Source organism: Novosphingobium sp. ES2-1, from assembly GCF_015169775.1.
In the GTDB taxonomy this organism is placed as follows: domain Bacteria; phylum Pseudomonadota; class Alphaproteobacteria; order Sphingomonadales; family Sphingomonadaceae; genus Novosphingobium; species Novosphingobium subterraneum.
This window is the reverse complement of the sequence record NZ_CP063445.1, coordinates 2097147-2109313: the sequence shown is the minus strand read 5'-3', so window position 1 is coordinate 2109313 and position 12167 is coordinate 2097147. Positions and strand designations below refer to the sequence as shown.

General features: G+C 63.2%; 11 protein-coding genes. 7 read left to right on the top strand and 4 right to left on the bottom strand.

What is annotated here, in order from left to right; all coding sequences use genetic code 11:
- Positions 1-3: 3 nt before the first annotated feature.
- On the bottom strand, positions 4-2022 hold the full coding sequence (locus tag IM701_RS10175) for a lytic transglycosylase domain-containing protein (RefSeq protein ID WP_193826883.1): 2019 nt from the start codon (positions 2020-2022) through the stop codon (positions 4-6).
- Between the two features lie 100 nt (positions 2023-2122).
- Here IM701_RS10175 and dapA point away from each other — a divergent pair, with 100 nt between their 5' ends.
- The 4 genes from dapA (at position 2123) to IM701_RS10155 (ending at position 6680) form a co-directional block, all read left to right on the top strand.
- Complete coding sequence (gene dapA, locus IM701_RS10170; RefSeq protein ID WP_062342622.1) at positions 2123-3004, top strand: 4-hydroxy-tetrahydrodipicolinate synthase; 882 nt, start codon at positions 2123-2125, stop codon at positions 3002-3004.
- 86 nt (positions 3005-3090) lie between these two features.
- Entirely contained in the window at positions 3091-3573 is a 483-nt protein-coding gene (gene smpB, locus IM701_RS10165) for an SsrA-binding protein SmpB (protein WP_039334817.1), read from the top strand.
- Between the two features lie 105 nt (positions 3574-3678).
- Positions 3679-4239, top strand: a complete 561-nt coding sequence (locus IM701_RS10160; RefSeq protein ID WP_039334973.1) for a DUF2062 domain-containing protein — start codon at positions 3679-3681, stop codon at positions 4237-4239.
- Entirely contained in the window at positions 4239-6680 is a 2442-nt protein-coding gene (locus tag IM701_RS10155; protein ID WP_193826882.1) for a response regulator, read from the top strand. The genes IM701_RS10160 and IM701_RS10155 overlap by 1 nt, the downstream gene beginning before the upstream one ends.
- Before the next feature lie 338 nt (positions 6681-7018).
- Here IM701_RS10155 and IM701_RS10150 read toward each other — a convergent pair whose 3' ends face one another.
- The 3 genes from IM701_RS10150 to IM701_RS10140 form a co-directional block, all read right to left on the bottom strand.
- Complete coding sequence (locus tag IM701_RS10150; protein WP_021245886.1) at positions 7019-7441, bottom strand: type II TA system antitoxin MqsA family protein; 423 nt, start codon at positions 7439-7441, stop codon at positions 7019-7021.
- On the bottom strand, positions 7434-7751 hold the full coding sequence (locus tag IM701_RS10145) for a type II toxin-antitoxin system MqsR family toxin (RefSeq protein WP_100237894.1): 318 nt from the start codon (positions 7749-7751) through the stop codon (positions 7434-7436). The genes IM701_RS10150 and IM701_RS10145 overlap by 8 nt, the downstream gene beginning before the upstream one ends.
- 73 nt (positions 7752-7824) lie before the next feature.
- The gene (locus tag IM701_RS10140; protein WP_193826881.1) at positions 7825-8460 is read right to left on the bottom strand and encodes a DeoR family transcriptional regulator; all 636 of its coding nucleotides are present in this window, start codon (positions 8458-8460) and stop codon (positions 7825-7827) included.
- Between the two features lie 201 nt (positions 8461-8661).
- Between IM701_RS10140 and IM701_RS10135 the strand changes: the two genes are divergently transcribed.
- From IM701_RS10135 to IM701_RS10125, 3 genes are read left to right on the top strand one after another with little or no spacing between them, the layout of a single operon-like run.
- Positions 8662-10155 (top strand): recombinase family protein, encoded by a 1494-nt coding sequence (locus IM701_RS10135; protein WP_193826880.1) that lies wholly within the window; start codon positions 8662-8664, stop codon positions 10153-10155.
- A complete protein-coding gene (locus tag IM701_RS10130) occupies positions 10155-11054 on the top strand; it encodes a plasmid partitioning protein RepB C-terminal domain-containing protein (RefSeq protein ID WP_193826879.1) in 900 nt (299 codons plus the stop codon). Before IM701_RS10135 ends, IM701_RS10130 begins: the two co-directional genes overlap by 1 nt.
- Positions 11047-12006, top strand: coding sequence for a plasmid partitioning protein RepB C-terminal domain-containing protein (locus IM701_RS10125; RefSeq protein WP_193826878.1), 960 nt, complete (start codon positions 11047-11049; stop codon positions 12004-12006). Before IM701_RS10130 ends, IM701_RS10125 begins: the two co-directional genes overlap by 8 nt.
- Positions 12007-12167 lie beyond the last annotated feature (161 nt).

Here is a 12167-nt window from a genome sequence, read left to right as displayed (position 1 = left end):
CACTCACCCCGGCTCCCGCTTCCCGATAAAGTAGCTCATCGGATTGCTTCCCCGATAGCTCGCATATTGCGGGTTCATCGCCTCATAGACCACCGCGTTTTCCAGCACGCGCTGGACGTAGTTGCGGGTTTCGGAGAGGGGGATCTTCTCGATCCATTCCACCCAGTCGATCCCGCCGTTGCGGGGGTCGCCATTGGCGCGCAGGAACTTGTTCACGTTGCCGGGGCCAGCGTTGTAGGCCGCCACCGCCAGCGGCCACGAGCCGCCGTAGTAATCGAGCATGCGCTGGAAATAGCCTGACCCCAACTGGATGTTGTACCCCGCATCCTGCGTCAGCGACGAGGCGTTGTACGAAAGGCCCAGCTTGCCCGCCTGCTCGTTCGCCGTGCCCGGCATCAGCTGCATCAAACCCCGCGCGCCGGCATGGCTGACCGCGTTCTGCGCGAACTGGCTTTCCTGGCGGCTGATCGCGTGAATGCCGGTCCACTTGCTCTCATAGCCCGGCGGCACGGGGATCAGCGGGAAAGCGATATGCTGGAAATCGAGGTAGCCGCGCGCCGCCGCTGCCTGCCCGACGATCACGCCGAGGTCGCGCCGCCCCAGCTCGCGCGCCAGGTTCGCCACCATCATGTGCTGCGCTTCGGTCTGCTGCTGCTCGGCCACTTCCTTGAAGAAGCGCACGGTCGTCTTCCAGTCGCCATTGCGGGCCACCTCGCGCACGGCGAGCGTCAGCGGCTGGTTGTAGAACCGGCTGCGCTCGTCCGCCGGGACCTGCACATCCGAATCCTTGGCATATTGCGGCACCGGACGTCCCAGCCGCTCCAGTGCCAGCAACCCATAGAACTGGTCGCCATACTGCGCCGCCATCTCGAAATAGCGCCGCGCCTCGGCCTGCCGGCCGGCCCGCGCCGCTGCCTTTCCGGCCCAGTAGAACCCCTTCGAGCGCGTCCCCGGCGTCCGCGCCGCCGCACCATAGCGCCAGAACAGCGGCGCTGCGCCCGCATAGTCGCCAGTATTGAAGTACCCCTGCGTGCCGCCCAGCCACATCAGCGAGGTATAATCGTCACGCAGGCCATAGTTGAGCTGGCTGACATCCTCGCCAGGAGCAAAGGCATCGTCGATCCCCGCTGCGATGCGCATGGCCGCGCGGGCATCGCCCGACGTCGCCGCGCCACGCGCGTTGACCAGAAGTTCCTCGACCCATTTGTCGCGATCAAGCGGCTTGCGAGAGAGCAATGGACGGTTGGACAGCAGATCGCGCGCTGCTGCGCCCTGGCCAGATTTGCGCAACTGGCGCACGCGCTGAAAAATGAAACCGGGATCGGCATTGAACTGCTGCGCGGGAACCCCTGCCAACAGGCCATAGGGATCGCCCCCCTGCATCGCCGCCAGCCGCGCGCTGTCGATGCCCTCGCGCGCCGGGCTGACCCAGACGATCTGCCGTGCCGCCTGATCAGTCGATCCAGACCACAGCAACGCATCCATCCGCGCATCGTGATCGTCGGGCGTGAAGCTGGTGCCCCATGCGGCGAGCAGAGCGGCCTCGGCCGCATCGGTCATCGCCCCACCGCGCCAAGCCGCCCGCGCGGCTTCCCGCGCTTCGGGCCGACCGAGCTGCGTTAACGCCAGCGCATATTGGGCGCGGCCAAGGTTGGTCAGCGGCGGCTTCTGGCTGAAATAGGCAACCAGCCGCGAAGGCTCGGCAAAATCGCGCTCCAGCGAAAGCTCGGCATAGCGCCGCAGCTTCTCCTCGTCGGGAAAGCCGGGATACGACAGCACGAAATTCGAGTAATCGGAAAAGCCGAAGCGGTTGGAACTGGACAGCAGCTTCCATCGTTCCACAGCAGCCATCATCGGCCCACCCTGACTGGCGGTGAGATTGGCGCGGGCGCGGTCCCAGTCGGATCCATCGGCGCCGTCGGCGCCGCTCGCGTGCACTGCGCTCGAGGCGACCACCGTCTGGAGCAGAACCCCGGCAAATCCCCAGCGCAACATCAAGGCTTTCACGTCCATGCCGGACATACTATGGAGCGGCTCCTTATCACGCGCTGAACAGGCCCCCAGCGGGTTCGGATCACGATGAACCGAACTGCATCATGGGGCAAATTGAGGGGTATTGTCCATGTTTTCCGGCTCGATTCCGGCCCTAGTGACTCCATTTCGCGATGGAGCGTTTGACGAGAAAGCGTTTCGCCGCCTCGTCGACTGGCAGATCGAGAACGGATCGTCGGCGCTGGTCCCTTGCGGCACCACCGGTGAGGCTTCGACCCTGTCCAATGCCGAACACCACCGCGTCATCGAAGTCTGCGTCGAACAGGCCGCCGGTCGCGTTCCGGTGATTGCCGGCTGCGGCAGCAACGATACGATGAACGCGCTGCTGCACATGAACTTCTCGAAGAAGTGTGGAGCCCAGGCGGCGCTCTGCGTCGCGCCCTATTACAATCGGCCAAGCCAGGCGGGCATCATTGCCCACTTCAGCTATCTTGCAGAGCACAACGACCTGCCGATTGTGCTTTACAACGTGCCTGGCCGTACGGTGACCGACATCCTGCCCGAAACGGTCTGCGAGCTGGCGAAGCGCTATCCCGAGAAGATCATCGGGATCAAGGACGCCAGCGGCGACCTGTCGCGCGTCACCGATCACCGCATGGGCATCGGCAAGCATTTTTGCCAGCTTTCGGGCGACGATGAACTGGCGCTCCCGGCCAACGCTGCCGGTGCCGTGGGCTGCATCTCGGTCACCGCCAACGTCGCGCCGAAGCTCTGCGCCGAGTTCCAGGCCGCTTGCGCCGCCAACGATCTCGAAAAGGCGCGCGAGCTTAACGACAAGCTCTATCCGCTCCACTACGCGATGTTCGAGGATGCCTCGCCCGGCCCGGTCAAGTACGCGCTCAGCCGCGTCTTCCCGGATATCTCGGACGAACTGCGCCTGCCCATGGTTCCCTGCAACGACGCGGCCCGCAAGGCGGTCGACGCGGCGCTGGAGCATGCCGGCCTGATCTGACGCGTCGCGTCCGGAAAACTGCTGTCCGACAAAGTGCGAAGTTCCCCTTCCGCTTTGTCGGGTCAGCGCCTACATGCAGCCGCATCATGGCTCGTCCCGTTCATCCAGAATTCGACAAGAAGAAAATCGTCGCCGAAAACCGGCGCGCCCGCTTCGAATACTTCATCGAGGAGAAGTACGAGGCCGGCATCGTGCTGACTGGGACCGAGGTCAAATCCCTCCGTTTCGGTGAGGGCTCGATTGCCGAAAGCTATGCCGAGGTGAAGGGCGGCGAAGTCTGGCTGGTCAATTCGAACGTGCCCGAATTCAGCCACGGCAACCGCTTCAACCACGTGCCCAAGCGCCCGCGCAAGTTGCTGCTGAAGGAACGGCAGATCGCCAAGTTCACCGGCGCGGTCGAGCGCAAGGGCATGACGCTGGTTCCGCTTTCGATCTACTTCAACAGCCGTGGTCGCGCGAAAGTCGAGCTCGCGCTGTGCAAGGGCAAGAACGTCGCCGACAAGCGCGCGACGATGAAGGACCGCGACTGGAAGCGTGACAAGGCGCGGATCATGAAGGACCACGGCTAGGTCGATCCGGGGTGAGGCACTTCACCGACCGGCAAGGAAATCCGGTCTAAGCGAACAAACGGGCCCGTGGCGGGGCGGACGGGAAACGGATACAACAGACGCGCAATGTTCGAGCGGATCGTCAACTGGGCGCGGGCCAACATGCCAACGCGCGAGCAGATGGAGCAGAACCGCTTCGCGCGCCCGCTTGCCGCCCGGCATGAACTGTGGCGCTTCACGCGCCGTTCGGTGCCACGCGGAGTCGCCGCCGGACTTTTCATAGGCATCTTCGCGCTGATTCCCGGCATCCAGATCATCGGTGCGGCCTTGATGTGCGTGCCGTGCCGGGGCAACATCCCGCTTGCCGTGCTGATGACCTTCATCTCGATCCCGCCGACAACGCTGTTCGTGTTCCTTCCAGGCGCCATTGCCGTGGGCAACAGCTTCGGTTTCCACGCGGACTTCTCCACCGTGCAGGCCATGGTTACCAAAGGCGCGGGCATCGGCGAATGGCTCGTCTGGCTTGGATCGGATGCGGCGCCGTCCCTTGTCATCGGGCTTTTCCTGATCTCGATTGTTTCGGCCGCAATCGGCTATGTCCTTGCAGCGTTCGGTTGGCGCTGGTGGACCGCGCACAAGCGCAAGGTGCGCAACATGCGGGCCGCCGCGCGGGACTTTCCCGACTGATGGCGAACGTGGCCAGCGAAGGGGCGGCTGTGGTCACGCCGACCGTACCCTTGCGCGATTGGCTCATGCTATCAGGCGCGGTTGCGGTAAGCGCTGCAGCGCTTTGGGGGATCTCCGGCCAACCGCTGCTCGCCGCCGGGTTTGCAGGAGGGGTCACTGTCATCGGCGCAGCCTTGCGCGTTTTGCTTCGCCCCCGCCAGGATGCAGTTACCGAGGATTTCGCCGTTCCGGATTGGACGGTCACCAATGCCGCGATCGCGCGCGACGATGTGGGCATCGCCATCACCGACAGGGCAGGGCGGCTGGTCTGCGCCAATGGCCTGATGGGGGCCTGGTTCGGTATCACCGCCGCACCGCCACGTCTTCCAGTCGAGCGCGGCTCGGTCGAGCTGCTCGAAGCTGCAACGCGAGCTGCGTGGCGAGATGGCTCTGCAAAGGCCGACGGCGTTGCGTCCAGCCAAGGCACGTGGACGGCAGAGATTCAGCGCGTCGGCCGGGGCGAGGACTACCTCGTCTGGCGTTTCGTGCCGGTCGTCACGCAGGATCTTGTGGCAGACATGGCAGGGCACATCGCCGGCAAGGTCGGCCGCGCTCTCGCCCGCGAAGGGTTGCAGGCAGCCGTGGTCTCGCCCGAAGGCGTGATCCTCGCGGCCAACGCAGCCTTCGCCCAGCGCGCGACGGGTTCGGTCAGCGCCCAGATGGCAGGCGCCGATTTCGTCTCCTTCCTCGCCAGCGACGAAAGCGACCGCATCTACTACGCCCGCGAGGGCGGCAAGGGCACGCCGGTCAAGCTCGTCCACGTGCCGGTGGCCGACCCCGATGGCGTCGCCAACACCGATCCATCACGCACAACCTCGTTGTTCCTGCTCATTGACAATGGCGGTTTCGGGCAGGGCATCGGCGATGTCACGGCGGGCCTTCCGCAGATCGAGGCGCTGCTTGCCCGCCTGCCGCTGGGTCTGGCGATGACCGACCGTGACGGGCGCTTCCTTTTCGCCAACGCCGCATTCCTGCGCGCTGCCGGGCTTGACGATACGATCCCGCCGCCATATCCGTCGGACCTTGTCATCCGGGAAGACAAGGGCGCGCTGGTCGATGCCGTGCGCCGCTATGCGCAAGGGCAGGCAACCGCAGGCGACGTGGCCGTGCGCTTGCGTGCCGCACCGGACGAGCCGGTCTCGCTCAGCCTTGCGGGTGTGCGCGGGCTTGGGGAAGGGGCCGTCCTTCTCAGCCTCAAGGATTCCTCGGAAGAAACCCGGCTCAAGCGTGAGATCGCGCAGGCGACGAAGATGCAGGCCGTTGGCCAGCTTGCCGGTGGCGTTGCGCACGATTTCAACAACGTGCTTACCGCGATCATCGGCTACTGCGATCTGATGCTGATGCGCCACACGCCTGGCGACAGCGATTACGACGATATCCAGCAGATCAAGGCCAACTCGAACCGCGCAGCATCGCTCACGCGGCAGCTTCTTGCGTTCTCACGTCAGCAGACATTGCGGCCGCAGGTGCTGCAGTTGCCCGACGTGGTCGCCGAAGTCTCCGCACTGCTGAAGCGTCTGATCGGCGAGAAGATCACGCTCGAGGTCGTGCACGATCGCGACCTCGGCTTTGTTCGTGCAGACCCCACACAGCTTGAACAGGTGCTGCTGAACCTGGCCGTCAACGCGCGTGACGCCATCAATGACAAGCTTGCCGCTACGGGGGCCAAGGGCGGTGGCGTGGTCAAGTTGATGACCCGGCGGGTGACGGCGGCTGACGTGCGCGCGATGAAAAGCGAGATCCTGCCGCTCGGGGATTACACTGCGCTTGTCGTCGAAGATAATGGTCACGGCATAAAGCCGTCGCAGATCGGCAAGATCTTCGAGCCGTTCTTCACCACCAAGGAGAAAGGCAAGGGCACCGGCCTTGGTCTTTCCACCGTGTACGGCATCGTGAAGCAGTCCGGCGGTTTCATCTTTGCCGAAAGCGAGGTGGGCAAGTTTACCCGCTTCAGCATCTATCTCCCGGTCCATGTACCCGATGCCAGCGAAGCGCCCGCGCGCCAGTTAGCAAGCCCCGAACCGAAGCGGGAATGGTCAGGCGGCGGCCGGATCCTGCTGGTTGAGGACGAGGACACCGTTCGTGCCGTTGCCGAGCGTGCGCTCGTGCGCCAGGGCTATGAGGTGACCACGGCGGCGGACGGCGAGGAAGGGCTCGAGGCGATCGGCCGGGGGCAGTTCGATCTGGTCGTGTCCGACGTAGTCATGCCGACGATGGATGGCCCGGCCATGGCCCGTGAGATTCGGGCACTCCGCCCGGACATGCCGTTCCTCTTCATGTCGGGCTATGCCGAGGAGCAGCTACGCCGCGAGATCGATATCCCGAACATGCATTTTCTCGCCAAGCCTTTCTCCGTCCAGCAGATCTGCGACGAGGTGGAGAAGGTCCTCAGGGTACGCTGAGGGTGCCGGGGAACCCGAACATCGTCATCGTCAAGGTCACAGTGATCTGCGAGCCCCCGTCCCCGAACTGACTGTCCATCGAATTGTCTCGACGAGACCATCGAGGAGCGGGCAATACAATCGCGCTAGTGCCTTACGGCTAACCTGTCACGTCTCGCCGCGCTACGTCGGGTCAGGTAAACGATGCCACGAGGTCATTCGAGGGTCGGCGTCCCATCGTATGAAGTGGCGGTGGGAGAGAGCTTGCGGACGAACTCTCTCGTCGAAGGGCATCTAAGCAGGCAGTAAGCCTGCGAAAAGTTGCGGTCGGCTCTTGCGGATAAGCAATCGCAAGAGGCCTATGCCGCTTCCTTCCGGTGGACCCGCTGCTTCAGAACAGAGAGCCCGGACGGATCCCTGTCGAGCAGCAGCAGGGCACTCATCACCGCATGACTGACAACCACGTCACCGCTCTCGTACTTCTGGAAGGCGTTGGGCCCGCCCCCGATCAGGCGACCGGCATCCTTCTGGGTGAGATGCAGGCGCTTCCTAATGCGGCGCACCGCCTCGGGATCGAGCAAGCCCTCCACCTGGGCCTTGAGCCGGTTCAGAGCCCGATCCGAAACCTTCATGTCGTCACCGGTGTGAATGCTCTCGTCGCTTGCATCACAATACCAGCCGGGCATGTCGAAGGTGGATTCGTGCCCCTTGTAGGTGATGGTCATCGGCCGAACGTCACGGAACATCGGCTGGCCCGTTTCTGGGCAGGTGGGGTTAGTCATCGCCCTTCTCCTTGAACGACAGAAGCAAAAACTCGGTCACGGCATCGGCCGTGAATTTGACGTACAAAGCCCCCTGCTCGGAGGGAACGTGGTAGACATCCTGCCAGACACGGTGATCGGCAAAGGATGTCATGGACTTATAAAAATGGCGTCGCTCGATCGTCTGGATGGTTGCGACGATTTCGCTTCGGCCAAAACCAAGCGAAGCCGCTCCTCTCAGAGCGGAACCTGTGACATTGAGCTTCTCGACCGTCGAGAAAACGGCTTTGACCGCTTCAATGTCATAGGTCGGCTTTCGCTTCTCGGTCATCACCCTTGATAACACCACTGTGGTGTTTTTTCAATAGGGCCGATTCCGTCAGTCCGCCGACTGTCGCGCACGTCTAAGTTGGCCGGCTTTCCACATAGAAACCGCGCCGATGGCGGCCCAGATATCGTATCAGCCCTCTGTCCTTCAGGCTGGCAATGTCGCGTTTAGCGGTACGGCTGCTGACCTGCCAGTGCACCACAATGTCTTCAAACGTACATCGGTCGCCCTGCGCGACTCGCGCCAGCAGCCACTCCTGACGCTCGTTCAGCGGCAAATTAATGGTGACATGGATGTCACCATTAATGTCACCATTCGTGTCACCATTAACGCCGTTGAAGAGGCCCAATTGTGCTCCCGATTCTGACCCGGCCGGTCCATGCGCGAAAGACGCAGCCGTGCCATTCGGGAGTGCTTCTGCCGGTGCCGTTGACGGATCCATATCGGCCAGGAACTGCCGAACCAGCTCGCGAACTGCCGGAGACTTCATGCAAAGTCTCATTAGAAAATAACCGCTTGGACCGGAAACACCGCCCACCCAGTTCTTTACGCTACGCTCGCTGGCGCCGGTCCAGCGCATGACGGTCTTGACCGTTCGGTGGGTCTCATCATGCTCGCGGCGCAAAGCGTCCGCGATCAGTTCCGCATAGTCCTTCGCCGACTTCGCCAGCCCGTTCCATGGGTGCAACATTCTGCCCTTTTTCGGCAACATCCTCCGCTCCTTCCGCCGCTACATTCACGTGTGAGCGGAACGGTAGGCAGAGGTGCTCTTCGGGCTGCAGTTGGTGGATGCCCTGGACTGCTGCAGCGGCTGAACCGGAAAGGGCGACGCTTGAAGGATTGGCAGAACGAAAAGGACCAACCCCACCATGACCCGACAGCCCGCGTCGTACGGGCCGCCGAATACGTCCGCATGTCCACCGATCACCAGAAATACTCGACCGAGAACCAGGCCGATGCGATCCGTCATTATGCGTCATCGCGGGGCATCGAGATCGTCAGCACCTATGCTGACGACGGCAAAAGCGGCCTGTCGATCGACGGACGCGCTTCGCTGCAGCGCCTGATTGCCGATGTCGAATCCGGCGCTGCCGATTTCGAGATGATCCTGGTCTATGATGTCAGCCGCTGGGGCCGCTTCCAGGATGCGGACGAGAGCGCCTACTACGAGTACATCTGCCGCCGGGCCGGGATCCAGATCGCCTATTGCGCCGAGCAGTTCGAGAATGACGGCTCACCGATGAGCACCATGTTCAAGGGCTTCAAGCGGGCCATGGCTGGCGAATATAGCCGAGAGCTCTCGGTCAAGGTTTTTGCCGGCCAGGGGCGGCTCATCGAGAAAGGCTACCGCCAGGGCGGCCCCGCTGGCTTCGGGCTGCGCAGGACGCTGATCGATGAACACGGCGCGACCAAGGCGGTACTCGGCCGCGGTGAGCAAAAGAGCCTGCAGACCGACCGGGTGATCCTGACACCCGGGCCGGACGAGGAAATTGCCGTCGTGCAAGAGGTCTACCGAGCCTTCGTCCATGATGGGCAGACCGAGCGCGAGATCGCCGAGGCGCTCAACGCCCGCGGCATCCTCACCGATCTTGAACGCCCATGGACGCGCGGCACCGTCCACCAGCTCCTGATCAACGAGAAGTATGTCGGCGACAATGTCTGGAACCGCCGCTCGTTCAAGCTGAAGAAGAAACGGGTCCGCAACGCCCCGGACATGTGGATCCGGTCACAGGGCGCATTCGAGGGGATCGTCGAACGGGAACTGTTCGAGGCGGCCCATTCGATCATCTCGGCGCGCTCGTTCCGCCTTTCTGACGAGGAAATGCTGGAAGCGCTTCGGGGGCTCTACGCCAGCAAGGGCCTGCTGTCCGGCATCATCATCGACGAATGCGACGGTCTGCCGTCGAGCAGCGCGTACAGTTCCCGGTTCGGCAGCCTCCTGCGCGCCTACAGCCTGGTGGGGTTCACGCCCGACCGGGACTACCGCTACGTTGCGATCAACCGGGACCTGCGCAAGCTACATCCCGATGTCCTGCGGCAAGTGCTCGACGGTTTGCGCGAACAGGGCAGCGAAGCCTGGCAGGATCTCGAGACCGACCGGGTGATCGTCAACGGCGAATTCAGCCTGTCGGTCGTCATCGCCAGGTGCCAGACTACGTCGACTGGGCTGCTGCGCTGGAAGCTGCGGTTCGATACCTCGGTCATGCCCGACATCACCATCGTCGTGCGCATGGACACTGACAACCGGGCACCGCTCGATTTCTACCTGTTCCCCCGCCTTGATGTCGCGTCCGACCGGGTGCGATTGGCCGAAGACAATGGCCTCAGTCTCGACGCCTACCGCTTCGATACCCTCGACTACCTTTATGACATCGCCGCCCCAGTGCGCATCGCGGAGGCCGCCTGATGACGGAATCACGCCCCCAGCAGATCGAAATGATCCCGATATCCCGGATCACCGTGCTCAACCCGCGTTCGCGCAACAAGCGACAGCACCGGGAGATCGTGAACAACATCGAGGCGATCGGCCTTAAGCGCCCCATTACCGTAAGCCGGCGCCAGGGGCCAGGCGGGCCCCGGTACGACTTGGTCTGCGGGCAAGGCCGCCTCGAGGCCTTTCAGATGCTCGGGCAGACGGAGATCCCGGCCGTCGTCATCGAGGCGGCAGAGAACGAATGCCTGGTCATGAGCCTGGTCGAGAATATAGCGCGCCGGGTGCAGCGCCCCATCGACGTCATGCGCGAGATCGGTGAGCTCCGGAAACGCGGGTACAGTGAGGCGGACATCGCCCGGAAGATCGGTGTCCATAACTCGTGGGTCAGCATGGTGGTGTCGTTGCTCGAACGCGGCGAGGAACGGCTGTTGGCCGCGGTCGAAACCGGCCTGATCCCCGTCACCATGGCGATCGAGGTCGCTCGCGCCGAAACCGAGGAAGCCCAGAACCTGCTGCTGGAGGCTTACGAGACCGGTAAGCTGAAGGGAAAGAAGCTCGCCTCCGTCCGCCGCCTGCTCGATCATCGCCTTCGGAGCCGGAGTAAGGGCATCGGCTCCAGCCGCATGGGACCCCGCGCGGGCAATCGCCGCATCACGGCAAACGACCTGCTTCAGGTCTATCAACGCGAGGCGGAGAAACAGCGCATCCTTGTCAAGAAGTCGGATTTTACCCAGACGCGCCTGCTGTTCGTTGTCGAGGCGATCAAGGACCTCCTTGGCGACGAAGGGTTCGTCACCCTGCTGCGGGCCGAGGGGTTGGAAACCATGCCGCGTGCCCTCGCGATCAAGATCGCCGGAGGCCTGGATGGCTGACTGGCAACCCGAACACGTAATCGAGCCGGGAGGCGATCCGCACGTTCATCTGGCCTTCGAGCGCCAGACCATCACGATTGCGATATCGGCACTCGTCCCTCTGAAATCACTTCGCGAGGGCGTGCGCGAGAGCAAGAAGTACGCCCAGATTGTCAGTTCCATCGAGGCGATCGGACTGGTCGAGGCGCCGGTCGTCATCGCCGACACCCAGCATCCCGGGCAGTATTTCCTGCTCGATGGCCATCTGCGCATTGAGGCCCTGAAACAGCTCGGGACCGAGATCGTCGATTGCCTGGTTGCAACGGACGACGAGACCTACACCTACAACAAGCGGGTCAACCGCCTGCCGCCTGTGCAGGAGCATCGCATGATTGCGAGGGCCGTAGAGCGAGGGGTGGCTCCGGCCGTCATCGCCGAGGCTTTGGGGTTGGAGGTCGGTTCGGTGCACCGCAAGTTTCGTCTGCTGGATGGGATCTGCCCGGAAGCGGTGGACATTCTCAAAGACACCACCTGCCCGATGAACGTGTTCGAGGTGCTGCGTCGCATGTCGACGATGCGCCAGATTGAGGCCGCCGACCTCATGGTTGGGCAAAACAACTTCTCCCTGATTTTTGCGAAGGCACTCCTGGCTGCAACGCCAGATGATCAGCTCGTCAAGCAGGCGAGGAAGGGCCGCAAGGGTGACGCGAATGGCCCGACCACCCAGCAGATTGCCCGTATGGAGCGCGAACTGGCGGCGCTGCAGACCCAGGTGAAATCGGTCGAGGACAGCTACGGCATCAACAACCTGCATTTCACGGTAGCCCGGGGCTACATCGCCAAGTTGCTGGGTAACGCCCTGATTGTCCGATGGCTCTCTCAGAACCGACACGAATACCTCGGCGAATTCCAGCGCATCGCCGAGATCGAAACGATCGCGCCAGTGCCACCGCCCGCACTGGGGCAGGAATGAATGTGATGGGGACCCGGACCCGATAAGCGCGGGGACCATGGGAGACGCCGCACCGTGGGGCGGATCGAGCATGGTGGTGGGAATGGCGGCGAACCCGCATGGAGCCCACTAGGCCGGCCGTCATATGGACCGGCTGCATGCCGCAGTATTGCGCATGTCAG